27 protein-coding genes, 2 tRNA genes and 2 other RNA genes are annotated in these 26,803 nt (G+C 60.8%); 21 read left to right on the top strand and 10 right to left on the bottom strand.

Annotation, left to right across the window (positions count from 1 at the left end):
- Window positions 1-48 precede the first annotated feature (48 nt).
- From hinT to ACJ8KE_RS08520, 10 genes are all read left to right on the top strand, one after another.
- Window positions 49-399 (top strand): purine nucleoside phosphoramidase, encoded by a 351-nt coding sequence (gene hinT / locus ACJ8KE_RS08565; RefSeq protein ID WP_004928776.1) that lies wholly within the window; start codon window positions 49-51, stop codon window positions 397-399.
- A gap of 11 nt (window positions 400-410) precedes the next feature.
- Complete coding sequence (locus ACJ8KE_RS08560; protein WP_016928175.1) at window positions 411-800, top strand: YcfL family protein; 390 nt, start codon at window positions 411-413, stop codon at window positions 798-800.
- Window positions 801-826: 26 nt separating this feature from the next.
- On the top strand, window positions 827-1,417 hold the full coding sequence (gene lpoB / locus ACJ8KE_RS08555; RefSeq protein ID WP_004928784.1) for a penicillin-binding protein activator LpoB: 591 nt from the start codon (window positions 827-829) through the stop codon (window positions 1,415-1,417).
- The gene (thiK, locus tag ACJ8KE_RS08550; protein ID WP_442517215.1) at window positions 1,398-2,264 is read left to right on the top strand and encodes a thiamine kinase; all 867 of its coding nucleotides are present in this window, start codon (window positions 1,398-1,400) and stop codon (window positions 2,262-2,264) included. The genes lpoB and thiK overlap by 20 nt, the downstream gene beginning before the upstream one ends.
- A 37-nt stretch (window positions 2,265-2,301) precedes the next feature.
- Window positions 2,302-3,321, top strand: a complete 1,020-nt coding sequence (nagZ, locus tag ACJ8KE_RS08545) for a beta-N-acetylhexosaminidase (RefSeq protein WP_016928173.1) — start codon at window positions 2,302-2,304, stop codon at window positions 3,319-3,321.
- A gap of 79 nt (window positions 3,322-3,400) precedes the next feature.
- Window positions 3,401-3,943: an alpha/beta hydrolase YcfP gene (gene ycfP / locus ACJ8KE_RS08540; RefSeq protein ID WP_016928172.1), complete on the top strand. Its 543-nt coding sequence runs from the start codon at window positions 3,401-3,403 to the stop codon at window positions 3,941-3,943.
- Between the two features lie 332 nt (window positions 3,944-4,275).
- Window positions 4,276-5,580, top strand: a complete 1,305-nt coding sequence (locus ACJ8KE_RS08535; protein WP_004928794.1) for an NAD(P)/FAD-dependent oxidoreductase — start codon at window positions 4,276-4,278, stop codon at window positions 5,578-5,580.
- Window positions 5,581-5,588: 8 nt separating this feature from the next.
- Complete coding sequence (locus ACJ8KE_RS08530; protein WP_147282122.1) at window positions 5,589-5,834, top strand: hypothetical protein; 246 nt, start codon at window positions 5,589-5,591, stop codon at window positions 5,832-5,834.
- Window positions 5,835-5,935: 101 nt separating this feature from the next.
- Window positions 5,936-6,472 carry a glycine zipper 2TM domain-containing protein gene (locus ACJ8KE_RS08525; RefSeq protein WP_167325016.1) on the top strand — a complete coding sequence of 179 codons (537 nt, stop codon included), beginning with the start codon at window positions 5,936-5,938 and terminating at the stop codon, window positions 6,470-6,472.
- Between the two features lie 264 nt (window positions 6,473-6,736).
- Window positions 6,737-7,216, top strand: coding sequence for an RrF2 family transcriptional regulator (locus ACJ8KE_RS08520; RefSeq protein ID WP_028128027.1), 480 nt, complete (start codon window positions 6,737-6,739; stop codon window positions 7,214-7,216).
- A gap of 65 nt (window positions 7,217-7,281) precedes the next feature.
- Here ACJ8KE_RS08520 and sdeB read toward each other — a convergent pair whose 3' ends face one another.
- Window positions 7,282-10,425, bottom strand: a complete 3,144-nt coding sequence (sdeB, locus tag ACJ8KE_RS08515) for a multidrug efflux RND transporter permease subunit SdeB (RefSeq protein ID WP_234214147.1) — start codon at window positions 10,423-10,425, stop codon at window positions 7,282-7,284.
- 24 nt (window positions 10,426-10,449) lie between these two features.
- Window positions 10,450-11,637: a multidrug efflux RND transporter periplasmic adaptor subunit SdeA gene (gene sdeA, locus ACJ8KE_RS08510; protein WP_033640675.1), complete on the bottom strand. Its 1,188-nt coding sequence runs from the start codon at window positions 11,635-11,637 to the stop codon at window positions 10,450-10,452.
- A gap of 296 nt (window positions 11,638-11,933) precedes the next feature.
- On the opposite strand from sdeA, the gene ACJ8KE_RS08505 reads away from it, so the two are divergent.
- The gene (locus ACJ8KE_RS08505; RefSeq protein ID WP_033640674.1) at window positions 11,934-12,290 is read left to right on the top strand and encodes a helix-turn-helix domain-containing protein; all 357 of its coding nucleotides are present in this window, start codon (window positions 11,934-11,936) and stop codon (window positions 12,288-12,290) included.
- Window positions 12,291-12,344: 54 nt separating this feature from the next.
- Here ACJ8KE_RS08505 and ACJ8KE_RS08500 read toward each other — a convergent pair.
- The 4 genes from ACJ8KE_RS08500 to ACJ8KE_RS08485 all read right to left on the bottom strand — a co-directional run bounded on the left by ACJ8KE_RS08500 (window position 12,345) and on the right by ACJ8KE_RS08485 (window position 13,231).
- A non-coding RNA gene (locus tag ACJ8KE_RS08500) (RtT sRNA) lies at window positions 12,345-12,464 on the bottom strand.
- A 47-nt stretch (window positions 12,465-12,511) separates the two neighbouring features.
- A tRNA-Ser gene (locus tag ACJ8KE_RS08495) sits at window positions 12,512-12,601 on the bottom strand.
- A 375-nt stretch (window positions 12,602-12,976) separates the two neighbouring features.
- Window positions 12,977-13,097, bottom strand: a non-coding RNA gene (locus tag ACJ8KE_RS08490) — RtT sRNA.
- A gap of 44 nt (window positions 13,098-13,141) precedes the next feature.
- Window positions 13,142-13,231 (bottom strand) — tRNA-Ser (locus tag ACJ8KE_RS08485).
- 447 nt (window positions 13,232-13,678) lie between these two features.
- On the opposite strand from ACJ8KE_RS08485, the gene ACJ8KE_RS08480 reads away from it, so the two are divergent.
- The 6 genes from ACJ8KE_RS08480 to ACJ8KE_RS08455 all read left to right on the top strand — a co-directional run bounded on the left by ACJ8KE_RS08480 (window position 13,679) and on the right by ACJ8KE_RS08455 (window position 20,567).
- The gene (locus ACJ8KE_RS08480) at window positions 13,679-15,145 is read left to right on the top strand and encodes a peptide MFS transporter (protein ID WP_016928165.1); all 1,467 of its coding nucleotides are present in this window, start codon (window positions 13,679-13,681) and stop codon (window positions 15,143-15,145) included.
- Window positions 15,146-15,271: 126 nt separating this feature from the next.
- Entirely contained in the window at window positions 15,272-16,213 is a 942-nt protein-coding gene (gene ghrA, locus ACJ8KE_RS08475; protein ID WP_317006208.1) for a glyoxylate/hydroxypyruvate reductase GhrA, read from the top strand.
- Window positions 16,214-16,303: 90 nt separating this feature from the next.
- On the top strand, window positions 16,304-17,041 hold the full coding sequence (locus tag ACJ8KE_RS08470) for a phosphatase (protein WP_033640672.1): 738 nt from the start codon (window positions 16,304-16,306) through the stop codon (window positions 17,039-17,041).
- Between the two features lie 42 nt (window positions 17,042-17,083).
- Complete coding sequence (locus tag ACJ8KE_RS08465; protein ID WP_016928163.1) at window positions 17,084-17,662, top strand: TorD/DmsD family molecular chaperone; 579 nt, start codon at window positions 17,084-17,086, stop codon at window positions 17,660-17,662.
- A gap of 149 nt (window positions 17,663-17,811) precedes the next feature.
- On the top strand, window positions 17,812-18,465 hold the full coding sequence (locus ACJ8KE_RS08460; protein ID WP_197788434.1) for a tellurite resistance TerB family protein: 654 nt from the start codon (window positions 17,812-17,814) through the stop codon (window positions 18,463-18,465).
- A gap of 68 nt (window positions 18,466-18,533) precedes the next feature.
- Complete coding sequence (locus ACJ8KE_RS08455) at window positions 18,534-20,567, top strand: S9 family peptidase (protein WP_317006207.1); 2,034 nt, start codon at window positions 18,534-18,536, stop codon at window positions 20,565-20,567.
- A gap of 35 nt (window positions 20,568-20,602) precedes the next feature.
- Here ACJ8KE_RS08455 and exoX read toward each other — a convergent pair whose 3' ends face one another.
- Complete coding sequence (gene exoX, locus ACJ8KE_RS08450) at window positions 20,603-21,271, bottom strand: exodeoxyribonuclease X (RefSeq protein ID WP_048797014.1); 669 nt, start codon at window positions 21,269-21,271, stop codon at window positions 20,603-20,605.
- 26 nt (window positions 21,272-21,297) lie between these two features.
- Window positions 21,298-22,044, bottom strand: coding sequence for a carbon-nitrogen hydrolase family protein (locus tag ACJ8KE_RS08445; RefSeq protein WP_097102347.1), 747 nt, complete (start codon window positions 22,042-22,044; stop codon window positions 21,298-21,300).
- 369 nt (window positions 22,045-22,413) lie between these two features.
- Between ACJ8KE_RS08445 and dksA the strand changes: the two genes are divergently transcribed.
- The gene (gene dksA / locus ACJ8KE_RS08440) at window positions 22,414-22,839 is read left to right on the top strand and encodes an RNA polymerase-binding protein DksA (protein ID WP_004928840.1); all 426 of its coding nucleotides are present in this window, start codon (window positions 22,414-22,416) and stop codon (window positions 22,837-22,839) included.
- Between the two features lie 4 nt (window positions 22,840-22,843).
- On the opposite strand, the gene ACJ8KE_RS08435 is transcribed toward dksA, so the two are convergent.
- Window positions 22,844-23,740, bottom strand: coding sequence for a LysR family transcriptional regulator (locus ACJ8KE_RS08435; protein ID WP_306376727.1), 897 nt, complete (start codon window positions 23,738-23,740; stop codon window positions 22,844-22,846).
- A gap of 148 nt (window positions 23,741-23,888) precedes the next feature.
- Here ACJ8KE_RS08435 and ACJ8KE_RS08430 point away from each other — a divergent pair, with 148 nt between their 5' ends.
- Entirely contained in the window at window positions 23,889-24,284 is a 396-nt protein-coding gene (locus tag ACJ8KE_RS08430; RefSeq protein ID WP_097102344.1) for a RidA family protein, read from the top strand.
- Window positions 24,285-24,440: 156 nt separating this feature from the next.
- Window positions 24,441-25,394, top strand: coding sequence for a prolyl aminopeptidase (gene pip, locus ACJ8KE_RS08425; protein WP_063919601.1), 954 nt, complete (start codon window positions 24,441-24,443; stop codon window positions 25,392-25,394).
- A gap of 31 nt (window positions 25,395-25,425) precedes the next feature.
- On the opposite strand, the gene ACJ8KE_RS08420 is transcribed toward pip, so the two are convergent.
- Window positions 25,426-25,656: a DNA polymerase III subunit theta gene (locus tag ACJ8KE_RS08420; RefSeq protein WP_016928156.1), complete on the bottom strand. Its 231-nt coding sequence runs from the start codon at window positions 25,654-25,656 to the stop codon at window positions 25,426-25,428.
- Between the two features lie 344 nt (window positions 25,657-26,000).
- Here ACJ8KE_RS08420 and ftnA point away from each other — a divergent pair, with 344 nt between their 5' ends.
- A complete protein-coding gene (gene ftnA, locus ACJ8KE_RS08415; RefSeq protein ID WP_015377481.1) occupies window positions 26,001-26,519 on the top strand; it encodes a non-heme ferritin in 519 nt (172 codons plus the stop codon).
- Window positions 26,520-26,803 lie beyond the last annotated feature (284 nt).

Here is a 26,803-nt window from a genome sequence, read left to right as displayed (position 1 = left end):
TGTCACTCATACTGCGTACAGCTAATTGTGTAAAACAAGGAACGCCAGATGGCCGAAGAAACGATTTTCAGTAAAATTATCCGCCGCGAAATCCCTGCTGATGTGGTTTACCAGGATGAACTGGTGACCGCTTTCCGTGACATCTCCCCCCAGGCGCCCACCCATGTGCTGATCGTTCCCAACGTGCTGATCCCAACCGTCAACGACGTGACCGTGGAGCACGAAGCCGCGCTGGGCCGCATGATCACCGCCGCGGCGAAAATCGCCGAACAGGAAGGCATCGCCGAGGACGGCTACCGCCTGATCGTCAACTGCAATCGCCACGCCGGTCAGGAGGTCTATCATATTCATATGCACCTGGTCGGTGGCCGCTCGCTGGGGCCGCTGTTGTCACGTTAAGCGAGGAAATCATGCGCGGTAAAAAAACTCTGCGTGGTCTGATGGCGTTGGCGCTGCCCGCCGCGTTGTTGATGGGATGCAGCTCACCGCCCGGCATCGCGGTCAACCAAGGGCAGACGGTGGTGATGGATCCTTCGGTGCTGACCGCCGGCATTCTGGCCGATACGCCCTCGATTTCGAACGCTTCCGGGCGGGTGATGGCAACCTCGGTGCTCAATAACAGTCAGCCGACGCCGGTCACCGTACATTACCGTTTCTATTGGTACGACGCGCAGGGACTGGATATTCGCCCCTTCGAGAAACCGCGCGAGATCGTGGTGGCGCCCAACTCGGACGCCAAAATCTACTCGATTAACGGCAATCTGGACGCTAAAAGCGCGCGTCTGTATCTGTACCTGTAAGCGCTTGCCAGGTTTGGAGAAAAAGCATGAAAAAGTACGTCTTAGTGGCGCTGGCCGCATTCACCCTGAGCGGCTGTCTGTCGCGCCCGCCTGAGCCGGAACAACCGCTGCCGCCGGTCACCGTCGAGCCGGATCAGCCGACGCCGCCGGTCGAGCAGCCGCAGCCGCCAACTACCGAGCCGGTGCCGCAGCCGCCGAAAATCCAGCAGCTCGACTGGCTGGGCAGCGTTCAGCCGCTGGTGGGGCAGATGTTGAAGGCCGATGGCGTCACGGCCGGCAGCGTGCTGCTGCTGGACAGCGTCAAGAACAACACCAACGGTTCGCTGCAGATGGGCAAAGCCACCGCGGCGCTGTATAAGGCGCTGGCGTCGAACTCCACCTTCAGCGTGGTGCCGGAAGCGAAGCTGACCAGCGCCAGACAAACGCTGGGCCTGTCGGCGGATGACAGCTTCGGCTCGCGCAGCAAGGCGATTGGCCTGGCGCGCATCGTCGGCGCGCAGTACGTGCTGTACAGCGATGTCAGCGGCGACGTGAAGTCGCCGGCGCTGGATATGCAGCTGATGCTGGTGCAAACCGGCGAGATCGTCTGGTCGGGCAATGGCGCCGTTAAACGCTGAGGCCGCGCTGCGACGATTGATGGAAACCAGACTGCCGGCGGTGAATACCGCCGGTTGTCATTTCAGCCCGGTGCAGGGGCTGACCGGCGAGAGCTGGCGTATCGACGGCGCGGGCATTACGCTGCTGGCGCGGCAACACAGCGCGGAGAAACGCGCGCTGGGCGTGAGCAGGCGGCGGGAAGCGCAGGTCTTGCGTCGCTGCGCGTCGGGGCTGGGGCCACGGGTTTTCGCGCAGAATAATCAGTGGCTTATCCTCGAATGGCTTGAAGGTGACGTCGTCACAATTGCCGAGTTTGACGCGCTGAATCAGCGCGGCGAGCTGGCGGCGATGGTGGCGACGCTGCATCGGCGGCCGCTCAGCGGTTACCGGCTGGATCTGCGGCGGCAGTTCCTCCGCTACTGGCAGCAGCTGGATACGCGGCGTTTAACCCCCGCCTGGCTGCGCCTGCAGCGTCATTTTTTACGCAGCGCCTTGCCACGGCCGCTGCGTCTGGCGCCGCTGCACATGGATATCCATCCGGGCAATCTGCTCGCCACCGGCGAAGGGCTGCGGCTGATCGACTGGGAGTATGCCGCCGACGGTGATGTGGCGCTGGATATCGCCGCGCTGTTTCGCAGCAACGGCTGGTCGGCCGAACAGCAGCAGCGCTTTTTGCAGCACTACGCGCGTCAGGATTATCACGACATCGCCCGGCTGCAGGCACAGGTGCGCCGTTGGCTGCCGTGGGTGGATTATCTGATGCTGCTGTGGTTTGAAGTGCGCTGGCAGCAGAGCGGCGACGTTGAATTTTTGCGCTGGGGCGCTGCGCTGCGCCGGCGATTCTGTTTATCACCATCCGAATTCTGAACGAACACAATGAAGTGAGGTGCCCGTGGGCCCAGTAATGCTAGATGTCGCCGGCTACGAGCTGGATGCAGAAGAACGCGAAATATTGAAACACCCGCTGGTTGGCGGATTGATCTTGTTTACCCGCAACTTCCACGATGCGGAGCAGCTGCGTGAGCTGGTGCGCCAGATCCGCGCCGAATCGCACGATCGGCTGGTGGTGGCGGTAGATCAGGAAGGCGGGCGCGTGCAGCGCTTCCGCGAGGGCTTCACCCGTCTGCCGGCGGCGCAGTCGTTTGCCGCGTTGCACGATGCGCAGGAAGGCGGCCGTCTGGCGCAGGAGGCAGGCTGGCTGATGGCGGCGGAAATGATCGCGCAGGATATCGACATCAGCTTTGCGCCGGTGCTGGACATCGGCCACGGCAGCGCGGCGATCGGCGAGCGTTCGTTCCACAGCGATCCGCCGCAGGCGTTGGCGATGGCGGAACGCTTCATCCTCGGCATGCACAGCGCCGGCATGAAAACCACCGGCAAACACTTCCCGGGGCACGGCGCCGTCAGCGCCGATTCGCACAAGGAAACCCCGCGCGATCCGCGGCCGCTGGCGCAGATCCGCGAGCACGACATGGCGATCTTCCGCGAGCTGATCAACCGCCAGCTGTTGGACGCCGTCATGCCGGCCCACGTCATCTATACTGAAGCGGACCCGCGTCCGGCCAGTGGCTCGCCGTACTGGCTGCAGCAGATCCTGCGTCAGGAGCTGGGCTTCGACGGCGTGATTTTCTCCGACGATCTGTCGATGGAAGGCGCCGCCATCATGGGCAGCTATGCCGAACGCGGCCAGGCGGCGCTGGATGCCGGTTGCGACATGATCCTGGTGTGCAACCACCGCGAAGGCGCGGTCAGCGTGTTGGATAACCTGTCCCCGGTCAAAGCAGAGAAGGTGAAGCGGTTATATCATCGCGGTCAGTTCACCCGTCAGGAACTGCGCGACTCCGAGCGCTGGCAGCAGGCGCACAAGGCGCTCAGCGCGCTGAGCGAGCGCTGGGAGGAGCACAAGCAGCGTTCGCAAGGGTGAATCCAGGCGCCGCACCGCGGCGCAGAGCGGAAATGATGAGGGCCGCGCCCGCGGCCCTTGGCTTGTTGCGAGGATCCACATGATTATCTATTTGCACGGCTTCGATTCCACCAGTCCCGGCAATCATGAAAAGGTGTTACAGCTGCAGTTTATCGATCCGGACGTGCGCTTTATCAGCTACAGCACGCAGCATCCGCGTCACGACATGCAGCATCTGTTGAAAGAGGTGGACAAGGCGGTGCAGCAGGGCGGCGACGCGCACCCGTTGATCTGCGGGGTCGGCCTCGGCGGCTTCTGGGCGGAGCGCATCGGTTTCCTGTGCGGCATTCGCCAGGCGATGTTCAATCCCAACCTGTACCCGGAAGAGCACATGCACGGCAAGATAGACCGGCCGGAAGAGTATCGCGATATCGCCACCAAGTGCGTGGAGGATTTCCGCGAGAAAAACCGCGATCGCTGTCTGGTGGTGCTGTCGCGCCACGACGAGGTGCTGGATAACCGGCGCAGCGCCGAATTGCTGCATCACTACTACGAAATCGTCTGGGATGAACAGCAGACGCACAAGTTCAAAAACATCTCGCCGCATCTGCAGCGGCTCAAGGCGTTCAAGGCGCTGGGTTAACAGTTTCATAACGCTGCCGCGAGCCGCGCGCCCCGTTTTTCACCGGCGGAAAGTGCGGTTTTTTTGTGCGTCAAAGCAAGATTCTCTGTGGCAATCGGCAAAATTTAAAACTGTGACTCAGCGCTAACTATTTGAATCACAATCCCCAAAAAATCCCCGCGTCCAGCCTTTAACCAAAAAAATTTGATGTACGTCAATTTTGGTATGACCAAATAACCTCACATGCTATTCTGGCTGCAGAGAGCCGATTTATTTTACGCGAACCCTATGTATTCTAAGGATATTATTTATTTACCCTGGGATAACAAATGGTTCACATTTAGGGGGTTATTTTGACAACGCCAAAGAAGAAAATCGTTATTGTTGGCGGCGGCGCCGGTGGTCTGGAGCTGGCGACCAGCCTGGGCCATAAACTTGGCCGCAAGAACAAAGCCGAGATCACGCTGGTGGATCGCAACCACAGCCATTTGTGGAAACCGCTGTTGCACGAAGTGGCGACCGGTTCCCTCGATGACGGCGTGGATGCGCTCAGCTACCTGGCGCACGCGCGCAATCACCATTTCAGCTTCCAACTGGGGTCGTTGACCAACATCAACCGCGAGACGCAAACGCTGCAGCTGGCGCAGATCTGCGACGAGCAGGGCGGCGAGCTGGTGCCGGCGCGCGAATTGCCGTACGACATCCTGGTGATGGCGCTGGGCAGCACCTCGAACGATTTCGGTACGCCGGGCGTGAAAGAGCACTGCATCTTCCTGGATAACCCCCATCAGGCACGTCGTTTCCACAACGAAATGCTCAACCTGTTCCTGAAGTTCTCGGCGCAGCCGGGGCAAAAAGAGCGGGTCAACATCGCTATCGTCGGCGGCGGCGCCACCGGCGTTGAACTGTCCGCCGAACTGCATAACGCGGTGAAGCAGTTGCACAGCTACGGTTTCGAAGGCCTGGACAACAGCGCGCTCAACGTGACGCTGGTGGAAGCCGGCGAGCGCATCCTGCCGGCGCTGCCGCCGCGCATTTCCGCCGCCGCGCACCAGGAGCTGATCAAACTGGGCGTGCGCGTGCTGACCAACACCATGGTGACCAGCGCGGACGCCAAGGGGCTGAACACCAAGGGCGGCGAATTTATCGATGCCGATCTGATGGTGTGGGCGGCCGGCATCAAGGCGCCGGACTTTATGAAGGACATCGGCGGCCTGGAAACCAACCGCATCAACCAGCTGGTGGTGGAGCCGACGCTGCAGACCACGCGCGATCCGAACATCTTCGCCATCGGCGACTGCGCCTCCTGCCCGAAAGAGGGCGGCGGTTTCGTGCCGCCGCGCGCGCAGTCGGCGCACCAGATGGCCTCACGCTGCGCCACCAATATTCTGGCGCTGATGAACGGCCAGACGCTGAAGCCATACGTGTATAAAGACCACGGCTCGCTGGTGTCGCTGTCGCGCTTCAGCACCGTCGGCAGCCTGATGGGCAACCTGATGCGCGGCTCGATGATGGTGGAAGGGCGCATCGCGCGCTTCGTTTACATCTCGCTGTACCGCATGCACCAGGTGGCGCTGCATGGCTACATCAAAACCGGCCTGATGATGCTGGTGGGCGGCATCAACCGGGTGATCCGTCCGCGTCTGAAGATGCACTGATCCCGCCTTTGTCGACCAACCCGCGCCGGTTCGCCCGCGCGGGTTTTTTTATGGCGGCGCGAGGCGATCGGCGGCGGTTGTTTGATTCTTCTGCACAAGCCGTCATCGGCATGGGTAAAATTCTTAAGATTCCTCCTAAACAACGGGAAAACGGCCGTTTTCCCGCATTTTTGGTCCCTTTGTCTTATTGCGGGCCTTCAGATCATTGTGCAGACTTTACCTCGTTTACAGACGGCGCGTCGCGCACGCCGTAAACCGGGATACCGCAAGCCGCCCATGCGCAAAATAATAAGCGCGGTGCAGCCGGTAACAGACCCCGGAAAAAATGCGTGGTAACACTTTCAGGAGGTTTCCTGTGAACAAGTCAATGTTAGCCGGTGTTGGAATTGGTGTCGCTGCCGCTCTGGGGATTGCCGCGGTAGCCAGCCTGGACGTCTTTTCTGCCGGTCCGCAATATGCGCAGGTGCTCGCCGCAACGCCGATTAAAGAAACCATCAAAACGCCGCGTCAGGAATGCCGCAACGTCACCGTGACGCACCGCGCACCGGTGCAGGATGAAAACCGCATCGCCGGTTCTGTGCTGGGCGCAGTGGCGGGCGGCGTGATCGGCCACCAGTTCGGTGGCGGTCGCGGGCGCGACGTGGCGACGGTGGTAGGCGCACTGGGCGGCGGTTATGCCGGCAACCAGGTGCAAGGGGCGATGCAGAACAACGACGTCAGCACCAGCGTTCAGCAGCGTTGCAAAACGGTCTACGACAAGTCTCAGAAAATGCTGGGCTATGACGTGACCTACAAGATCGGCAATCAGCAGGGCAAGATCCGCATGGATCACGATCCGGGCACGCAAATCCCGTTGGATAAAAACGGCCAGCTGGTGTTGAACAGAGCCTGATCGCCACATTCGAATTAAACCCGCGGGCAGTGTTAGTTCTGATCGTTTAACCCGGTTAAGCGAGCGGCGTTAACATTGACGCGGGTTTCTGTTTTCTGCCTGCCTAAAAATTTGCGATCGTTCTAATGTCTGCGTGCGATATCGCTGGGCGAAACTTCAAAAAAGCCCCCGCGTTTGTTATATTATTGTGCGATTAAGCGGTGTGTTCGGCGCCAATCGCCACACCGGCCAAACCCGAGTATTTCGTCTCGCAGAGATAACGACATGTTAGATTTTCGCTTTCCGACAGCGTTGCAAATGGTCCTTAGCGTCGCCGTAGCTGAGAAGCAGGGCATGCGTTCGACGAGCGCCACCCTCGCCGCCGCTCTGGAAGCCAACCCCAGCTTTATCCGCAAACTGATGGTGCCGCTGACCAAAGACGGCATCATCGTTTCCACCCTGGGCCGAAACGGCTCTATCCACCTCGGCCGCCCGGCGGAAGAGATCACCCTGCGGGACATCTATCTGGCGGTGATCGACGACAAGCGCATCTGGGCTTCCCGCCCTGAAGTGCCGGCCCGCTGCCTGGTGAGCGCCAACGCCTGCTGGTATTTCAAATCGGTGGTGAACGAGGCCGAGCAGGCTTCGCTCGCGGTGCTGGCGCGCCACACCGTGGCCGACTCGTTGGCCGAGCTGGAGCGGGGCGACAAACGCGCCTGCGCGGAGTACGCCGCCGAGCAAGAGGCTGAAACCGCCGATAAATAATCGCGGTTCGCATGCATAAAAAAAGGTCGGGCAATGCCCGACCTTTTTGCATGTTAAGACGATGATTACGCCGTCTGCGGCTGCGCTTTGCGCGCCACCAGGCGCCGCAGGGTGACGTAGAACACCGGCGTCAGGAACAGCCCGAACAGGGTGACCCCCAGCATGCCGGAGAACACCGTGATGCCGGTGACGCCACGCACCTCGGCGCCGGCGCCGTGGCCGAGGATCAGCGGGATGGTGCCGGCGATGAAGGCGATGGAGGTCATCACGATCGGCCGCAACCGCAGGCGACAGGCCTCGAGCGCCGCCTCGACGATGCCTTTGCCCTGCATTTCCAGCTCGCGGGCGAACTCGACGATCAGAATGGCGTTCTTGCAGGCCAGCCCCATCAGAACGACCAGCCCGACCTGCACGAACACGTTGTTGTCGCCGCCGGTCAGCCACACGCCGAACAGCGCCGACAGCATGGTCATCGGCACGATCAGGATCACCGCCAGCGGCAGCGTCCAGCTTTCATACAGCGCCGCCAGCGCGAGGAACGCCAGCAGCACTGCCACCGGGAAGACCACCAGCGCGGCGTTGCCCTGGGTCGATTGCTGATAGCTCAGATCGGTCCACTGGATGTTCATGCCGTTCGGCAACAGCTTATCGGCCATCTGCGTCAGCGCACCCATCGCCTGGGTAGAGGAGAGCACGCGCGGATCGGCGTCGCCGATCAGATCCGCCGCCGGGAAGCCGTTATAACGGATCACCGGATCCGGGCCGTAAGTGGTGCCGATGCTGACCATGCTGCCGATCGGCACCATTTCGCCCTTGTCGTTGCGGGTACGCAGGTTGGCGATGTCTTCCACGCTGTCGCGGAACTGGCCGTCGGCCTGCGCCATCACCTTCCAGGTGCGGCCATAGCGGTTGAAGTCGTTGATGTAAGACGAACCGAGGTAGGTCTGCAGCGTGCTGAACAGCGCATTGAGCGGCACCCCCTGCGCCTTGGCCTTGTCGCGATCGATTTTGGCGTCCAGCTGCGGCACGTTGGCCTGATAGGAGGAGATCGGGAACCCCATGCCCGGTGTTTGCATAATGGCGCCGGACATCGTGTTGATTGCCGTCTGCAGCGCGCCGTAACCCAGCCCGCCGCGATCCTGCACATACAGCGAATAGCCGGAACCCTGGCCGATGCCGAGGATCGGCGGCGGCATGATGGAGAAGGCGAAGCCTTCCTGAATCTGCGAAATGCGCGCGTTAATCTCGGCGTTGATCTGCGCCGCGGTGCGGGTACGGGTGCTCAATGACTCCAGCGCGAAGAATACCGTGCCGGTATTCGGCGTATTGGTGAACTGCAGCGCGTTCAGGCCGGGAAAGGCCACCGCATCGGTGACGCCGTCCACGCTCAGGCCGATGGCGCTCATCTTGCGGATCACCGCATCGGTGCGCTCCAGCGAGGCGCCTTCCGGCATTTTCACGCCGCCAATCAGATACAGCTTGTCCTGCGTCGGGATAAAGCCGCCGGGCACGGTCTTGAACATCACCCCGGCGGCGGCCAGCAGCAGCAGGTAGACGACGAACACTGCGCCGCGTCGGCCCAGCACGCGGGATACCCCGTGCTGATAACGCTGCGAACCGCTGGCGAAGAAGCGGTTGAACGGCCGGAACAACCAGCCGAACAGCCGGTCGATCAGGCGCGACGGCAGATCTTTCGGCGCGCCGTGCGGCTTCAGCAAGCGCGCCGCCAACGCCGGCGATAGGGTCAGCGAGTTGATGGCGGAGATCACCGTCGAGATGGCGATGGTGACGGCGAACTGTTTGTAGAACTGGCCGGTAACGCCCGAGAGGAACGCCATCGGCACAAACACCGCGCACAGCACCACGGCGATGGCGATGATCGGGCCGGAGACCTCGCGCATCGCCTGGTGCGCCGCCGCCAGCGGCGACAGCCCCTCTTCGATGTTGCGCTCGACGTTCTCCACCACCACGATGGCGTCATCTACCACGATGCCGATCGCCAGCACCAGCCCGAACAGGCTGAGGGTGTTGAGCGAGAAGCCGAGCAGATACAGCGCGGAGAAGGTGCCGACCACGGAGATCGGTACCGCCAACAGCGGAATGATCGAGGCGCGCCAGGTCTGCAGGAACAGAATGACCACCAGTACCACCAGGATCACCGCTTCCAGCAGGGTATCCACCACCGCGCGGATCGAATCGCGCACGAAAACCGTCGGATCGTACGGAGATTTCCAGCTCATGCCATCCGGGAAGCGGGTCGCCAGCTCGGCCATCTTGCCGCGCACCGCGTCCGACAGCTCGATGGCGTTGGCGCCCGGCGACTGGAAGATGCCGATGCCGACCGCATCCTTGTTATTGAGCTGGGCGCGCAGCGCGTAGCTGCCGGAACCCATCTCGATGCGCGCCACGTCGCGCAGCCGCACGATCTCACCGTTATCGCCGCTCTTGAGGATGATATTGCCGAACTCTTCTTCAGTTTGCAGGCGGCCCTGGGCGTTGATCGACAGTAGATAGTCGCTGCGCGTCGGCATCGGCTCCGCGCCGAGCTGGCCGGCGGAGACCTGCACGTTTTGCTCCTGCATGGCGCTCACCACGTCGGAGGCGGTCAGCCCGCGCGCGGCGACCTTGTTCGGATCGAGCCAGATGCGCATCGCGTATTCACCGGCGCCGAAGATCTGCACCTGGCCGACGCCCGGCAGGCGAGCCAGTTCATCCTTGACCTTCAGGGTGGCGTAGTTGCGCAGGTACAGCGAGTCGTACTTGCCGGAAGGCGACACCAGATGCACCACCAGCGTCAGCGCCGGAGACTGTTTCTGGGTAGTGATGCCCTGGCGGCGCACGTCTTCCGGCAGGCGCGCTTCGGCCTGCGCCACGCGGTTTTGCACCTGCACCTGCGCCTGATCGGGATCGGTGCCGGGGCGGAAGGTGACGGTGGTCACCAGCACGCCGTCGGAACCGGCAACCGATTTCATGTACATCATGTTTTCGACGCCGTTGATCGCTTCTTCCAGCGGCGTGGCCACCGTTTCAGCGATCTCTTTCGGGTTGGCGCCCGGGTATTCTGCGCGCACCTGCACGCTGGGCGGCACCACGTCCGGGTACTCGCTGATCGGCAGCAGCGGAATGGCGATCACCCCGGCGACAAAAATCAGTATCGACAGCACCGCGGCGAAGATCGGCCGGTCGATGAAAAAACGGGAAAAGTCCATGGGTCAGAGTTCTCTGCTGGGAGCTTAGTTAAGTGCGGAGGCGGTGGTGGTCATGGCGACGCTTTTCGCGTCGACCGGCATGCCCGGCATAAACACTTTCTGCATGCCGTCGACGATCACCCGATCGCCGTTTGCCAAGCCTTTTTGCACAATGCGCAATCCTTCGGCCATCCGGCCCACGTCGATGTCGCGGCGCTGCGCCTTGCCGTCTTTATCGACGATGTAAACGAACTTGCGGTTCTGATCGGTCATCACCGCTTTGTCGTCGATCAGCATGGCGTTGAACTCGGCGCTGCCGGGCATCTGTACCCGAGCGAACAGCCCCGGCGTGAAGCGGCGATCGCGGTTGTCGAGCAGGGCGCGCATGCGGATGGTGCCGGTCCCGGCGTTCAGTTGGTTATCAGTGAAGTCCACCAGCCCTTGATGCGGAGTGCCGTCTTCGCCCACCAGGCCGACTTTCACCGGCAGGCGGGCATCGTGCCGGCCTTGCTGCTGATAACGCAGGAAGGTGGCTTCATCCACGTCGAAATAGACGTAGACCTTGTCGAGCGACACCAGCGTCGTCAGCACGCTGGCGCTGTCGCCGGCGGTGACCAGGTTGCCGGCGGTGATCATCGCGCGGCTGGCGCGCCCGTCGATCGGGGCGGTGACGCGGGTAAAGTCGAGATTAAGCTGCGCCATATCGAGCTGGGCCTGCGCTGCCAGCACGTTGCTTTGCGCCTGCGCGGCGGACGAACGGCGCTGTTCCCACACCTCTTGCGAGATGGCCTGAGTGCCGATCAGTTTCTCGGTGCGCGAGGATTCGCTGCGCGCCAGAGCGGCCTGATTGCGCGCCCGCACCAGCTCTGCCTGCGCCTGTTCACGCGCGGCGCGGTAGGTGCGATCGTCGATGGTGAACAGCACCTGGCCTTTCTTCACCTCGTCGCCTTCGGTGTAGTTGACCCGCTCGATGTAACCAGAGACCCGTGGGCGCAGTTGCACGCTCTGCACCGCCTCGACCCGGCCATTGAACGCATCCCACTGGCTGATCGGCTTGACCACCACGCTGGCGGCGCTGACCACCGGCGGCGGCGGCGGGGCATTGTGCGCGACGCTGTTGTCACACCCGGCGAGCAGGGCGGCCAACAGCGCCACCCCGGAGAGCCGCTGGCCCAGAGCGACGGCGCGCGTGCGGCCGCCGGCGTTGAACGATGAGTTTGGTTGATTTGGCATTATTTTTATTCCGATAAGTAAGCGCTGTCTGGCCCCATACCCAGCCCTGTTTTCCGGGCTTTTCCCTTCATGCCGGCGTTCGGCGGAAGGGGCGCCGCGCTTTGTCATGGCGCAACGTTAGGTTTTGAAACATATTGGTGTCACATTAATGTATCAATATCGGTTACATTAATTGGGTGGAGTATAGTGGCGGCTTTCCGATAAATGCAATAATAAAAATTGCATTTAAAGCGAAACTGTTGCAACGTATGTGCATCGGGCAGAGGGTGACCCTGCCGAATGATGGGAGCATCTGCATGAACACTACGGGCTTTATTACCGATTTGAAGGCGTGGATCGACAACAATCTGGAAGAGAAACTGGATATCAACACCGTGGCGGACCGCGCGGGCTATTCCAAATGGCATCTGCAGCGCATGTTCAAACGCCAGACCGGCTACGCGCTGGGGGAGTATATCCGCATGCAAAAACTGAAAGTGTCGGCGGAGCGCCTGGCCAACAGCGGCGAGCCTATCGTCAGCGTGGCGATCTCGCTCGGCTTCGACTCACAGCAGTCGTTCAACCGCAGCTTCAAACGCCAGTTCGGCCAAACGCCGGGCGACTGGCGCCGCGCGCTGGCGCAGCCAGCGTCGGTGAGATGCACGCACCACTGAACGGTTGGGCAGTGGGGATAAAAAAGCCTGAATTTGCGTTCGGGCTTTTTTGTATGGCGGTGAGGGAGGGATAGATTCGCTGCGCTCACCCTGCGGGCCGCCGTTGGCGGTCCAAAACGCAAGCGTTTTGTCGAACCCTGTCGAGGGTTCTCACCCTCCCGGTCGGTGCGCGATGCATACAAAAAAGCCTGAACTTTCGCTCAGGCTTTCTCGTTAGAATATGGCGGTGAGGGAGGGATTCGAACCCTCGATACACTTTCGCGTATACACACTTTCCAGGCGTGCTCCTTCAGCCACTCGGACACCTCACCATATTTTTTTGTTGCGAAATCATCGCTGCAACGGGGCGCTACTATAGGGAGTGGGGCCGATCCGGTCAAGAATAATTTCTGTGTTTTTGTTCGTCCGCTCAAGCCGTGTTCACTTTGCTGAAAACTGCGGCGAACGGCAGGGCAGAAGTCATGAAAAGGTGGGAAAATCAGAAGTAAGGTTCGCGGATAACCGGTGGAAATGGGAATTACCGGCGCGGGCTGTGGGGGGAGATTCGCTGCGCTCACCCTACGGGCCGCCGTTGGCGGTCCAAAACGCAGGCGTTTTGTCGAACCCTGTCGAGGGTTCTCACCCCTCTCGGCGGTGCACCATGCAAAAAAAAGCCTGGACGCGAATCCAGGCTTTCTCTTTGAATTTGGCGGTGAGAGAGGGCTTGATTCGCTGCGCTCACCCTGCGGGCCGCCGTTGGCGGTCCAAAACGCAGGCGTTTTGTCGAACCCTGTCGAGGCTTCTCACCCCTCTCGGCGGTGCGCCATGCAAAAAAAAAGCCTGGACGCGAATCCAGGCTTTCTCTTTGAATTTGGCGGTGAGAGAGGGGTTCGAACCCTCGATACACTTTCGCGTATACACACTTTCCAGGCGTGCTCCTTCAGCCACTCAGACACCTCACCGTTTTGTTGTCGAAAACGCTTTGCGCTGTCGACGGGCGCTAATGTAGGAGAATCTGATCTCAGCGTCAACCCTCTTATTTCATTCTCATGACTGTTTAGCCAAACTTGCAGCAATTTGCTGATTTACCGAACGATATTCCCACTCGCGGTCGCCAGCGGGCAGGGTAGGCTGCGGCCAGAATTCATGACAGACGATTGTTTGACCTTTTTCTGTTCAAGTAGCTCAATATATCGCCAATGAGATCGGTCTATTTGATGTTATATGCATTAATACTGGATTATTAGTCAAATGTGTCGCTAAATGGAATTGTGTCGGCGCGGCGTTTTTGGCAAGGAACATCACGACGCCGCGCAGATTGCCGGGAGACAGGCCGGCGATACCGCAGACAGGGACAGACTCATTACATAATAATGCAGTAGAGGTTGGTTTTGACTCCTTCAGATGCCATGCCGGCGCCGCAAGCGCGCCATGCCATTCCCCCCGGTGCAGGGGCGCTGTTCTTCATCCAAATCTTCGCCACGCTGGGCTTCGCTGTGCTTTACTCCACGCTGGTGCTGTACGCCACCAAGCGATTGGGCTTCAACGAAAGCAGCGCCAACGCCATGATGGGCGTGTTCGGCGCCTTCAACTATGGTCTGCACATGTTCGGCGGCTACCTCGGCGGCCGTTTCCTCAGTAACCGCAACCTGTTCGTGCTCGGTATGGTGCTGCAGGTGTTCGGCTGCGCGCTGATTGCCGTCGCGGGCGTGTGGGGGCTGTACTGGGGGTTGGCGATGTTCCTGACCGGCAGCGGCCTTAACGTCACCTGCATTAACATGATGCTGACCCAGCGTTTCAAGCCGGACGATGACCGGCGCGAATCGGCATTCCTGTGGAACTACGCCGGCATGAACCTCGGGTTCTTCGTTGGCTTTACCGTCGCCGGGTATTTCCAACTGACGGAAAACTATCGCGCGCTGTTCTTGTTCGCCACGCTGGGCAATGCGGCGGCGATCATCGTCGCCGTCTGCCGCTGGCGGATTCTGGCGGATCTCAATACGCCGCTGCACGACGCCAGCCGCAGCCAATATCGTTGGCGCATGCTGGTCGGGCTGGCGGTGCTGGTCGCGCTGGTGCCGATCATCCGCGTGATGCTGACCCACGCCGAGTTCAGCGGGCACTTTGTGATCGTACTCGGCGCCCTGATCTTCCTGATGCTGTGCGTGGTGACGCTGCGCCACCATCCGCGCGATGAGCGCCGCAGAATGGCGGCCTATCTGATCCTGGCGCTGGGCTCGCTGGTGTTTTGGGCGCTGTACCAACTGGCGCCGATGGGGCTGATGCTGTTCTCCGAGCACAACATCAATCTGAACGTTTACGGCATTCAGGTGGCGCCGCAGTGGATCCAGAACATCAACACGCTGGTGATCGTGGTGGGCGGCCCGCTGCTGGCCTGGTGGTTCAACCGCCTGCGCGCTCGCGGCTGCAACATCGACATTCCGCTGCAGTTCTCCGGATCGCTGTTTTGCATCGGGCTCGGCATGCTGGTGTTGCCGCTGGGCATCAGCATGGCGGGCGGCGACGGGCTGGTGGCGTTTAAATGGATTGTCATCAGCTATGTGCTGCAAAGCGTCGGTGAATTGATGATCTCGCCGATCGGTTACGCGATGATCGGCAAGCTGGCGCCGCCGCGCTATCAGGGCGTGATGATGGGCTGCTGGATGATGGTGACCGGCGTCGCCTCGGTGCTGGCGGGCTATGTCTCCGGCCTGATGCCGGAAAACAGCGGCAGCACGCCGCTGCAAACCAACCCCGGCTACAGCGAAATCTTCAGCGCGCTGGGCTGGGGGGCGACGGGCGTCGGCGTGGCGATGCTGATTCTCATTCCGCTGCTGCGGCGTCTTATCCGGCGTGACGGCCCGTCTGCCGCCTGATTGACGAGCATGCGCAACAGCCCCACTGGTCGGGGCTGTTTTTATTTTGGGCTTTAACGCTTGCATCCGGCGGCGAATCGCGGAAGGCTGGAGGAAAACCAATAAAAACAAACGGGAGCCCGCAGTATGAACATCATTTATTACCACCCCTTGTTTAACGCCCAGGAATGGCTGGCCGGCATCAAGCAACGCCTGCCGCAGGCCGAGATCCGCGAGTGGCAGCGCGGCGACAAGCGGCCGGCCGATTACGCGCTGGTGTGGCGCCCGCCGCACGAGATGCTGGCCAACCGCCGCGATCTGAAAGCGGTGTTCGCCCTCGGCGCCGGCGTCGACGCCATTCTTGATCAGGAACGCAAACACCCCGGCACGCTGCCCGCCGGCGTGCCGCTGCTGCGGCTGGAGGATACCGGCATGGCGCAGCAGATGCAGGAATATGCGCTGAGCTATGTGCTGCGCTATTTCCGCCGTTTCGACGAGTATCAGGCGTTGCAGCAGCGGCAGGAATGGCAGCCGCTCGATCCGCACTCGCTGGATGATTTCACCATCGGCATCCTCGGCGCCGGCGTGCTGGGGCAGAGCGTGGCGCGTAAGCTGACCGAGTTTGGCTTTCGCGTGCGCTGCTGGAGCCGCAGCGCCAAACAGATCGACGGCGTGCAAAGCTTCGCCGGGGAGGCGCAGCGCGCGGCCTTCCTCGACGGCGTCAACCTGCTGATCAACCTGCTGCCCAATACGCCGGAGACCATCGGCATCCTCAACCGCGAGCTGTTCGCACAGTTGAGCGCGGGCGCCTACCTCATCAACATCGCGCGCGGCGCGCACCTGGTGGAAGCCGATCTGCTGGCGGCGTTGGAACAGGGGCAGCTGGCCGCCGCCACGCTGGACGTGTTCGCCCGCGAGCCGCTGCCGCAGGATCATCCGTTCTGGCGTCATCCGCGTGTCACCATTACTCCGCATATTGCTGCCATCACGTTGCCGCAGCAGGCGATGGATCAGATCGCCGCCAACATTCGCGCGCTGGAGGCGGGGCATGCCCCGGCCGGCGTGGTCGACAGGCAACGGGGATACTGATCCTTCAGCCGCCGTTCGGTAACTGATAAGCTGTTATCGTCATCGCGCCTGCCCGTACCTTTGCGGGCGGGCCCTCTGGAAGGAGAAACAATGTACCCCGTTGATTTGCACATGCACACCGTCGCCAGCACCCATGCTTACAGCACGCTGCACGATTACATCGCCGAAGCCCAGCAGAAGGGCATCAAGCTGTTCGCCATCACCGATCACGGCCCGGACATGGCCGATGCGCCGCACTACTGGCACTTTATGAACATGCACGTGTGGCCGCGCCGGGTGAACGGCGTGGGCATCTTGCGCGGCATCGAAGCCAACATCAAAAACCTGCAGGGTGACATCGACTGCACCGGCCCGATGCTGACCGCCACCGACGTGATCATCGCCGGTTTCCACGAGCCGGTGTTTGCGCCGCAGGATAAAGCGTCCAATACTGAAGCGATGATCGCCGCGATGGCGCAGGGGGACGTGCATATCATCAGCCACCCCGGCAACCCGCGTTACCCGATCGACATTCCCGCCGTCGCGGCGGCCGCCGCCAAATACGAAGTGGCGCTGGAGCTGAATAACTCGTCGTTCACCCACTCCCGCAAGGGCAGCGAGGCCAACTGCCGGGCGATCGCCGCCGCGGTGCGCGACGCCGGCGGCTGGCTGGCGCTGGGTTCGGATTCGCACGTCGCTTTTTCACTGGGTAATTTCGAGCACTGCGAGCGCATCATCGAAGAGGTGGGCTTCCCACAAGCGCGCATTCTTAACGTCAGCCCGCGCCGGTTGCTGGATTTTCTCGAGCGGCGCGGCAAGCCGGCGATTGCGGAATTGGCCGATTTGTGACATCGTCCCGGCAAAATTTTCCGTATTGTATAAGGCCTTATCATGAATGAGTTTTCGATTGTCTGCCGCGTGCTGGGTACGCTGTTCTACCGCCAGCCGCAGGATCCGCTGTTGGTGCCGCTGTTCGCGCTGATCAAAGAGGGCAAGCTGCAGCAGCACTGGCCGCTGGAGCAGGATGAGCTGCTGAAGCGCCTGCAACAGGGCTGTGACGTCAACCAGCTGGCGACCGACTTCAACGCGATGTTCGTCGGCAGCGAGTGCAGCGTGTCGCCGTTCCGCTCCGACTACGTCGAAGGCGCCAGCGAAGCGGAAGTGCGCGCCTTCCTGCAGCAGCGCGGCATGCCGCTGGCGGAGGCGCCGGCCGACCATTTCGGCCAACTGCTGCTGGCGGCCTCCTGGCTGGAAGATCAGTCGCAGGAAGATGAAGCGCAGGCGCAGATCGCGCTGTTCGACGAGTTTCTGCTGCCGTGGTGCGGCCGCTTCCTCGGTAAAGTGGAAGCGCACGCCACCACCGGTTTCTACCGCACGCTGGCGCTGATGACCCGCGACGCCATCCAGGCGATGCGCGACGAGCTTGCGGAGTACGAGCAGGACGACGAAGCGGGCGACGAAGACGCGTAACGCCGCAGGCATCCAGGCGGGCCGCCCGGCCCGCTAAACACAGGTTTGCATCCCCCAGACGTAAATTGACAAAAGATCCCCTAATCTGGCGGTTTACCGTCGGTTCGGCCGCGCCTGCGCGCCGCGTTTTCTCACGCAAGGGGTAGATGATGAAAAGTAACTGGATGCAGCAGATTCAAACGTTGATCGGGCAGAAGGCCGGTGCGATGGGCGGGGCGGAAGGCATCGGCAAACTGCTGGCGCCCACGGCGCTGGGCGGCCTGGTCGGCGTGCTGTTGGCCAACAAATCTTCGCGCAAGCTGGTGGGCAAATTCGGCAAGAATGCGCTGATTATCGGCGGCAGCGCGGCGGTGGGCGCGGTACTGTGGAACAAGTATAAGCAGCGGATGAAAGAGACCCATCAGGACGAACCGCAGTTCGGTTTGCAAACCACGCCGGTGGATCTGCGCGCCAAGCGTTTGGTGCAGGCGCTGGTGTTCGCCGCCAAGAGCGACGGCCATATCGATGCCGACGAGCAGCGCGCCATCGATCACAGTCTGTCGCAGCTGCAGGTGGGGGAAGAGGCGCAGGGCTGGGTGCAGGAAGCGCTCGATCAGCCGCTCAACCCGGCATTGATCGCCCGCAGCGTGCAAAACGAAGACGAGGCGCTGGAGGTTTACTACCTGAGTTGTCTGGTGATCGACGTCGATCACTTTATGGAGCGTGGCTACCTCGATGCGCTGGCGCAGGCGCTGAAGATCCCGGCGGACGTCAAGCAGGGCATCGAGAGCGACGTCAACGAGAAAAAGCGCGAGCTGGCGTAGCGCCGCTTGGCAAGCCGGGGGGAATCGTGTCACTCTTGCCGCAATCTATGTAAGCGGATGATTTAGCAATGATGACCCCACCGAAAGCGGAAAAACGCCCTTATCCCATCACCATCCACGGCGATACGCGCGTGGATGACTACTACTGGCTGCGCGACGATGAGCGCGCGGACCGCCAGGTGCTGGACTACCTGCAGGCGGAGAACGCCTACACCGATGCGATGCTGAAGCCGCAGCAGGCGCTGCGCGAAACCCTGTACGAAGAGATGGTGGCGCGCATTCCGCAGCAGGAACATTCGGTGCCTTACGTGCGCCATGGCTATCGCTATCAGACGCGCTACGAGCCGGGCAACGAATACGCGATTTCCGTGCGCCAGCCGCAGGCCGAGAGTGAGCACTGGGAGGTGCTTATCGACGGCAACCAGCGCGCCGAGAACCACGAGTTTTATACCCTGGGCGGGCTGGACGTCAGCCCCGACAACCAGCTGCTGGGAGTGGCGGAGGATTTCCTGTCGCGCCGCCAGTATGACATTCGTTTCAAGAACCTGGCCGACGGCAGCTGGGCCGACGAAGTGCTGGAAAACACCTCCGGCAGCTTCGAGTGGGCCAACGACTCTTCGACGGTGTACTACGTGCGTAAGCACGCCAAGACGCTGTTGCCGTATCAGGTTTATCGCCACGTGGTGGGCAGCGATCCGCAGCAGGACGAGCTGATTTACGAAGAGCTGGACGATACCTTCTACGTCGGGCTGGAGAAGACCACCTCCGAGCGCTTTATCCTGATCCACCTGAGCAGCACCACCACCTCGGAGATCCTGTTGCTGGATGCCGATCGTGCGGACGCCAAGCCGCAGCTGTTCGTGCCGCGCCGCAAGGATCACGAGTACGTCATCGATCACTATCACCAGCATTTCTATATCCGCTCCAACAAGGACGGCAAGAACTTTGGCCTGTACCAGAGCGAGCAGGCGGACGAAGCGCAGTGGCAGACGCTGATCGCCCCGCGCGCCGACGTGATGCTGGAGGGCTTCAGCCTGTTCCGCGATTGGTTGGTGGTGGAAGAGCGCAATGCCGGCCTGACGCTGCTGCGCCAGATCCACTGGCAGACGGGCGAAGAGAAGCGCATCGCCTTCGACGATCCGACCTACACCACCTGGCTGGCGTATAACCCGGATCCGGAAACCGCGCTGCTGCGCTACGGCTATTCGTCGATGACCACCCCGACCACGCTGTACGAGCTGAACATGGACAGCGGCGAGCGGACGATGCTCAAACAGCAGGAAGTGAAGAATTTCACGCCGGAAAACTACCGCAGCGAGCGGGTGTGGGTGAAGGCGCGCGATGGCGTCGAGGTGCCGGTTTCGCTGGTGTATCGCCAGGACAGCTTCCAGCGCGGCGCCAACCCGCTGATGGTGTACGGCTACGGTTCTTACGGCAGCAGCATGGATCCGGCGTTCAGCGCCAGCCGCCTGAGCCTGCTGGATCGCGGTGTCGTGTTCGCGCTGGCGCACATTCGCGGCGGCGGTGAGCTGGGGCAGTTGTGGTATGAAGACGGCAAACTGTTCAACAAGCAGAACACCTTCAACGATTTTATCGACGTGACCGAAACGCTGATCGCCCAGGGGTACGGCGACGGCAAGCGGGTGTTCGCCATGGGCGGCAGCGCCGGCGGTCTGCTGATGGGCGCGGTGATCAACCAGGCGCCGCAGCTGTTCCACGGCGTGGTGGCGCAGGTGCCCTTCGTCGACGTGGTGACCACCATGCTGGATGAATCCATCCCGCTGACCACCGGCGAATACGACGAGTGGGGCAACCCGAACGAGCAGGCCTATTACGACTACATCAAACAGTACAGCCCGTACGATCAGGTGAAAGCGCAGGCATACCCGCATCTGCTGGTGACCACCGGTCTGCACGATTCGCAGGTGCAGTATTGGGAGCCGGCCAAGTGGGTGGCCAAGCTGCGCGAGCTGAAAACCGACGACCGGCAGCTGCTGTTGTATACCGACATGGATGCCGGCCACGGCGGAAAATCCGGCCGCTTCAAGGCCTATGAGGATATTGCGCTGGAGTACGCCTTCATTCTGGCGCTGGCGGAGTAACGGCGAACAGCGGGCGGCCTGCGCCGCCCGCTGTGCTAGCCAATCAGATAGTATTTCAGCGTGTGCTTCATGTCCGGGCTCAGATCGTCGATGGATTTCAGCATCCAGCGCAGATAGCCGGGATCTTCCTGGGCGATGCGTTCGATTTCCTGCCCGCGATACTTGCCGAATTTGAATTTCTTCAGCAGCACCGGCTGTTCGGTGATCTGCACCATTTGCTCCGGCGTCCAGCCCGAATCCTTGATGATGCGCTGCAGCAGCGCGGCGGTGACGTAGCAGTCGTACAGCGCGCGGTGCGGGTACAGCGTGGCGTCTGCCGGCAACTGCACGTCCAGGTTCAGCGCGTAGCGCAGATACTGGTTGCCGTACTTGATGTCCGGATACAGCGTGCGCGCCAGCTTGAGGGTGCAGATCCAGGCGCCGTTCATCTCCGGCAACACCCCGCGATCAAAGGCGGCGTTGTGCGCCACATAGTAGGGGCTGCCCTGATAGCGGCCGATCGCCACCGCGATACGCGGTTTACCTTCCACCATCTGTTCGGTGATGTGATGAATCGCCATCGCGTCGAGGCTGATGGGGCGGTCCGGGCTGACCAGATCGCTCATCGGATTGGTTAACTGGCCGTCGAGCAGATCGAGGGAGGCCACTTCCACCACGCCGCCGTCCAGCCCGCAGGTTTCGGTATCTATTACGCGTAACGTCATGCTTTCCTCCGCGTTGCCGTCAGGCTTCAGCTTAACCGGCACAGGTGGCCGTGCCAACCGTCGGAAGTCTTGCCGGCGATGATCAGCCCAGGAGCGTCATCCGGCGCGGCAACCAAAAGCGCTCCCGTTTCATCCCAGATGGCGCTGCGGCCCGCCGGGATCCAGCCGCCGGTCGGCGCCGCATGGTTGGCCATCAGCGTGACCATGCCATAACGCCGGGCGTAGTCTGCCAGCGCGGCGCTGTCTTTCGCGTAACCGGCTTCAGATACCAGCACGCCGGCAGCATAAATCTGCGCGCCCGCCCGTGCGGCGGCGCTCGCGTGGCCGGGCTCCGAAGTATCGGCGCAGATGGCCAGCGCGATGCGTTGCTGCTGTATTTCCAGCAGCGTGCCGCCCTCACCGGGCGAGAAGAATTGCTGTTCCGCGCCGTGCAGATGCTGTTTGGTATAGACGGCCACCATGCCGTTGGGGTGAAAGATCAAGGCGGCGATATGCAGCGCCTGGCCACTGTGCAAAGGCGCGCCGACGATGATCGTCATCTGCCGCGATTGCGCCGCTGCACTGAGCGGTTGCAGGCGGGGATCGCCCAGCGTCAGCGCCAGTTCGGCAGCATTGGCCAACTCATAGCCGCTTAGCGACAGTTCGGGAAACACCAGCAGTTGCACCTGCTGTTCGGCTGCCTGCGCGACAAATTCAAGGTGACGTTCAAGGTTGCTGGCGATATCGGCCGCAGCGGCGGGGTATTGGGCGGCGGCGAGGGTAAAGCAGGGCATTGGCCATCTCTCCTGTGAGGCAATAAAAAACCCGCCTTGGCGGGTTTAATGACGGATGGAAGGACGCTTACTCACCAGACGGATGCGCTTTTTTGGCGCGTTTCTCCGCACGTTTCTCAGCTGGGGTTTTCAACGGCTTCTTCTTCGCATTTTTTTTGCTATCCATTCCCTTACTCATGATGGCCTCTCGTTACCTATGATTGGGTGGCTTGCTCAGTCATTAACCGCCTAAAGCCGGCAGGATGCAAGCGACAAAGTGCGAATTGCATTTAACCGGCTGTTTACACATGAGATTTTGTTTTAGGATGACCGGGTGATAAAAATAATTATTATGTTATAATATTACACTTTCAATGTTCGGAGAACGCAATGACTGTGATGGCATTACCGGATGCGCAGCAACTGCTGGCCATGCCGGATTCTGATTATATGAACTCGGTTCAACGGGCGTTTTTCCGTCAGTTGCTGCAGGATGAGCGGCAAAAGCTGCTGCTGCACATCGATGAGCTGAAAAAAGAGATCGACGGCGGCGAAGCGACGGGCGATGAGGCCGACAAGGCGGCGCGCGAAGAGGATCTGCGCCTGTTGTTCCGCCAGCTGGATCGCGAAAGCCGCCTGTTGCCGAAAATCGATGCGGCGCTGGCGCGCTTGCAGAACGGCGAATACGGCTACTGCCGGGAAACCGGCGAACCTATCGGGCTGGCGCGCCTGCTGCTGCGCCCGACGGCGGAACTGAGCATCGAGGCGAAAACCGCACAGGAGATGCGCGAGCCGCATATGCGTAAAGGCGGGTAAGGTCTCAGCCGCCGAGCGTATCCACCAACAGATCGAGAAAGCGCCTGACGCGGGGTTCCAGCAGGCGCTTATTCGGATAGAGCGCCACAATCCTGACTTCTTCACCCGCCACGGCGCGCAACACCTGCCGCAGACGGCCGGCGGCCAAATCTTCCGCAATCATAAACTCCGGCAGATACGCGATGCCCAACCCGGATAGAGCGGCGTCGCGTAACGCTTCCCCACTGTCCAGCCGCAGGCGGCCGCGAACCGGGGCCTTGACCCATTCGCCGCGCTCGTCGCGCAGCCGCCAGGGCTGTTTTTGGTTGCGGCTGCTGAACAGCAGAGCCTCGTGCCCGGCGAGCGACTCGACGGTTTGCGGTTCGCCACGGGCGGCGAGGTAGGCGGGGGAGGCGCACAGCAGGGCGCGATACCTGGCGAGGGTTCTGGACACCAGCCGGGTATCCGGCGCCGTGACGCCAATCCGCACCGCCAAATCAAATCCTTCTTCCACGATATCCGCCAGGCGATCGGAAAAACTGATCTCCACCTGCACCTCAGGCCAGGCGACGAGAAATTTCGGCACCAGCGGCAACAGGATCCGTCTGCCGAAGGCGGCGGGAGCGGTCAACCGCAGCACCCCGCGCGCGGTGCCTTTGTCGCCGGCCACGCTGGCCTCGGCGTCGTCGACCGAAGCGAGGATCTGCAGACCGCGCCGATAAAACTCTCGCCCCTCGTTGGTCAGGCCAAGCGAACGCGTGGTGCGATGCAACAGCCGCACGCTCAGCCGCTGCTCCAGACGCGCGATGGCCTTGCCCGCCGCCGAGCGCGATAGCCCCATCGTCTGTCCGCCGGCGACAAAACTGCCGGCGTCGACGACGGCCATGAAAACCTGAATGTCATTGAGATTCGCCCGCAGCATGCCGCCCCCCGAGAGCCGGTGATAAGATAATTAATTTAACATATTCAATGGATTAAATGCATAGTCAATGTCGTTTCAGTGACGACATTCATTCGCCAATCAAACGATTATAGTCGTCATGGAAACGATAAACGGTTGGAGAAGCAGCATGAGAAACGGCATCACGCACTACCATCACGGGGTCATTTGGGAAGAGGAGAATGGCGTGTCCCAAGGCGTTCGCGTCAAAGACACCCTCTACATTTCGGGGCAGTTTTCCCATGATATGCAGGGTGAGTTTATCGGCGCGGGCGATATTGAACGGCAAACCCAACAGACGTTGGACAACCTGGATCGGGTATTGGCGGGATTCGGCGCCGAACGTTCGAACCTGGCGTATGTGGAGATCTACCTGACCGACGTACAGGCGCACGTTGAACCGTGCATTGCGTTGTTCAAGCGCTATGTCGGCGATCACCGACCCGCCGGTTCGCTGATCGGCGTCACCGGGCTGGCTTCGCCCGAGCAGTTGGTGGAGATCAGCGCGATCGCGCACCTTAACTGATCGGGCCTGTGGGCATTTTACAGGCAGGTCGTTGTGATTTTGAGCAAACGCGCGCCGAGTTCTCGGCGCGCGTTCGAGTTTTCGGGTTTTACCGTTGACCTGCCGGGCGGCTTCCGCTTTGATGAAAGCATGACTCACAGAGAGACGGAAAGCGCCATGGAACAATTACGAGGTTTGTACCCGCCGTTAGCGGCATACGACAGCGGTTGGCTGGATACTGGGGATGGCCACCGGATCTACTGGGAGCTGAGCGGTAACCCGAACGGTAAACCGGCGGTATTCATTCACGGCGGGCCGGGCGGCGGCATCTCCCCGCATCATCGTCAGCTGTTCGATCCCGAACGCTACAAGGTGCTGCTGTTCGATCAGCGCGGTTGCGGCCGCTCCCGTCCGCATGCCAGCCTGGACAACAACACCACCTGGCATTTGGTGGCCGATATCGAGCGGCTGCGCGAAATGGCCGGCGTCGAGCAGTGGCTGGTGTTCGGCGGTTCCTGGGGATCGACGCTGGCGCTCGCTTATGCGCAAACGCACCCGGAGCGCGTCAGTGAAATGGTGCTGCGCGGCATCTTCACCCTGCGCAAGCAGGAGCTGCATTGGTATTACCAGGACGGCGCTTCGCGCTTCTTCCCGGACAAATGGGAGCGCGTGCTGTCCATCCTCTCGGATGACGAGCGTAAAGACGTGATCGCCGCCTACCGGCAGCGGCTGACCTCGGCCGATCCGCAGGTGCAGCTTGAAGCGGCCAAGCTGTGGAGCGTGTGGGAAGGGGAGACGGTCACGCTGCTGCCGAGCCGCGAATCCGCTTCGTTCGGCGAGGATGATTTCGCGCTGGCGTTCGCCCGCATTGAAAACCACTACTTCACCCATCTGGGCTTCCTGGAAAGCGACGACCAACTGCTGCGCAACGTGCCGCTGATCCGCCATATTCCGGCGGTGATCGTCCACGGCCGTTATGACATGGCCTGCCAGGTGCAGAACGCCTGGGACCTGGCCAAGGCCTGGCCGGAGGCGGAGCTGCATATCGTGGAAGGGGCGGGGCATTCGTATGATGAGCCGGGCATTTTGCACCAGCTGATGATCGCCACCGACCGGTTTGCCGGCAAGTGACGCAAAAAACCCGCCGTAACGGCGGGTTTTTCTATTTAGCCTTCGGCTCGTACGGCAGGCGCGAAAACTTGTGGGATTCCGCGCGGTAGTGCGCCACGCGCTCGCGAAAATAGTCGCGCAGCGCTTCCGGTTGCTCGCGCTCCACCACTTCCGGGATCACCGGCATGTTGTAGCGCTCTTTGTACGCCACGCCTGAGGCGGCGAGATCCACATTCACCCTGTCCATTTCCTCTTTGGACAGCTCGGCCAGATTGTAACCCACGCTATGCTCCTTACTTACTTTGCCGCATTGAATCTGCGCAGAAGGTAATCCACCCGGCGGCGCTTGGCAAGCCCATTACGCTGTTGCCGGGAGCGATATTTATCCGAGAGTAATGCAATCTATTTATTCTTTTAAATAAGAATGATTCGCTTTTTGATTAAAATAAAAGATGAAAATAATTATCATGTGAATTATCAATGTGGGTTTAATATTTTAATCTGTTGATATTTATGGTTTTTATAATTAATGTTTGCTTGGTGTGAATAATGTGTTTTTATTTTTACGGCAGCAAGGCATAATGCGCGGAAATTAAATTAATGACCTGCAAAATAAAAGGAATCATTATGCTGACGCAAGAAATGACTCAAAAGCTGAATGAGCAACTGAATCTGGAGTTCTACTCCGCCAACCTGTATCTGCAGATGAGCGCATGGTGCAGCGATAAAGGCTTTGAAGGCGCCGCCGCATTTCTTAAGGAGCATTCTCAGGAAGAGATGCAGCATATGCAACGTTTGTTCGACTATCTGAGCGACACCGGCTCTCTGCCGCTGCTGGGCACCATCGCCGCGCCGCCGGTAGCGTTCGAATCGCTGGCGGACGTGTTCCAGCAGACCTACGAACACGAACAGCTGATCACTCGTCAGATCAACGAACTGGCGCACGCCGCCATGACCGCACACGATTACTCCACCTTCAACTTCCTGCAGTGGTACGTGGCGGAGCAGCATGAAGAAGAGAAACTGTTCAAATCCGTGCTGGACAAGCTGGCGCTGGTGGGCACCAGCGGCAAGGGCCTGTTCTTCATCGACAAAGATCTGAAGAAAATGGGCGCGATGGGCCAGGGCGGCAACGACCAGGCCTGATCTGCATCAGAACATCGAAAAAACCGCGCGCGGGCGAGCCTGACGCGCGGTTTTTTTTACCCTGCGTTTATCGCGGTTATGCGGCGATACGTGCTGCCGGATCGCAAAATGCCAGTGATGCGCTCGACTTGCCGCAGCGTGGTCGTTATGATTTACCGCGATACGCTACAGGGATGGTAGAGTCAAAACAGCGGGTTAGCCGATACAACCCGTTTTTCTGTTTACCCGTGGCGCAATCATTGCGGTGGGTTGGGGCCGCTGATACATCGCCTTGGCTGTGGCCT

This window comes from Serratia sp. CY56464 (genome assembly GCF_052168435.1).
Classification (GTDB): Bacteria; Pseudomonadota; Gammaproteobacteria; order Enterobacterales; family Enterobacteriaceae; genus Serratia; species Serratia marcescens.
The sequence above is the reverse complement of the archived record's forward strand: the minus strand, read 5'-3'. Positions and strand labels throughout refer to the sequence as shown.

What these genes read in the sequence shown, in the direction of transcription:
- hinT (WP_004928776.1), top strand. Translation starts at nt 49, where the DNA reads ATGGCCGAAGAAACGATTTTCAGTAAAATTATCCGCCGCGAAATCCCT.
- ACJ8KE_RS08560 (WP_016928175.1), top strand. Translation starts at nt 411, where the DNA reads ATGCGCGGTAAAAAAACTCTGCGTGGTCTGATGGCGTTGGCGCTGCCC.
- lpoB (WP_004928784.1), top strand. Translation starts at nt 827, where the DNA reads ATGAAAAAGTACGTCTTAGTGGCGCTGGCCGCATTCACCCTGAGCGGC.
- thiK (WP_442517215.1), top strand. Translation starts at nt 1,398, where the DNA reads ATGGCGCCGTTAAACGCTGAGGCCGCGCTGCGACGATTGATGGAAACC.
- nagZ (WP_016928173.1), top strand. Translation starts at nt 2,302, where the DNA reads ATGCTAGATGTCGCCGGCTACGAGCTGGATGCAGAAGAACGCGAAATA.
- ycfP (WP_016928172.1), top strand. Translation starts at nt 3,401, where the DNA reads ATGATTATCTATTTGCACGGCTTCGATTCCACCAGTCCCGGCAATCAT.
- ACJ8KE_RS08520 (WP_028128027.1), top strand. Translation starts at nt 6,737, where the DNA reads ATGTTAGATTTTCGCTTTCCGACAGCGTTGCAAATGGTCCTTAGCGTC.
- sdeB (WP_234214147.1), bottom strand. Translation starts at nt 10,425, where the DNA reads ATGGACTTTTCCCGTTTTTTCATCGACCGGCCGATCTTCGCCGCGGTG.
- sdeA (WP_033640675.1), bottom strand. Translation starts at nt 11,637, where the DNA reads ATGCCAAATCAACCAAACTCATCGTTCAACGCCGGCGGCCGCACGCGC.
- ACJ8KE_RS08505 (WP_033640674.1), top strand. Translation starts at nt 11,934, where the DNA reads ATGAACACTACGGGCTTTATTACCGATTTGAAGGCGTGGATCGACAAC.
- ACJ8KE_RS08480 (WP_016928165.1), top strand. Translation starts at nt 13,679, where the DNA reads ATGCCGGCGCCGCAAGCGCGCCATGCCATTCCCCCCGGTGCAGGGGCG.
- ghrA (WP_317006208.1), top strand. Translation starts at nt 15,272, where the DNA reads ATGAACATCATTTATTACCACCCCTTGTTTAACGCCCAGGAATGGCTG.
- ACJ8KE_RS08470 (WP_033640672.1), top strand. Translation starts at nt 16,304, where the DNA reads ATGTACCCCGTTGATTTGCACATGCACACCGTCGCCAGCACCCATGCT.
- ACJ8KE_RS08465 (WP_016928163.1), top strand. Translation starts at nt 17,084, where the DNA reads ATGAATGAGTTTTCGATTGTCTGCCGCGTGCTGGGTACGCTGTTCTAC.
- ACJ8KE_RS08460 (WP_197788434.1), top strand. Translation starts at nt 17,812, where the DNA reads ATGAAAAGTAACTGGATGCAGCAGATTCAAACGTTGATCGGGCAGAAG.
- ACJ8KE_RS08455 (WP_317006207.1), top strand. Translation starts at nt 18,534, where the DNA reads ATGATGACCCCACCGAAAGCGGAAAAACGCCCTTATCCCATCACCATC.
- exoX (WP_048797014.1), bottom strand. Translation starts at nt 21,271, where the DNA reads ATGACGTTACGCGTAATAGATACCGAAACCTGCGGGCTGGACGGCGGC.
- ACJ8KE_RS08445 (WP_097102347.1), bottom strand. Translation starts at nt 22,044, where the DNA reads ATGCCCTGCTTTACCCTCGCCGCCGCCCAATACCCCGCCGCTGCGGCC.
- dksA (WP_004928840.1), top strand. Translation starts at nt 22,414, where the DNA reads ATGACTGTGATGGCATTACCGGATGCGCAGCAACTGCTGGCCATGCCG.
- ACJ8KE_RS08435 (WP_306376727.1), bottom strand. Translation starts at nt 23,740, where the DNA reads ATGCTGCGGGCGAATCTCAATGACATTCAGGTTTTCATGGCCGTCGTC.
- ACJ8KE_RS08430 (WP_097102344.1), top strand. Translation starts at nt 23,889, where the DNA reads ATGAGAAACGGCATCACGCACTACCATCACGGGGTCATTTGGGAAGAG.
- pip (WP_063919601.1), top strand. Translation starts at nt 24,441, where the DNA reads ATGGAACAATTACGAGGTTTGTACCCGCCGTTAGCGGCATACGACAGC.
- ftnA (WP_015377481.1), top strand. Translation starts at nt 26,001, where the DNA reads ATGCTGACGCAAGAAATGACTCAAAAGCTGAATGAGCAACTGAATCTG.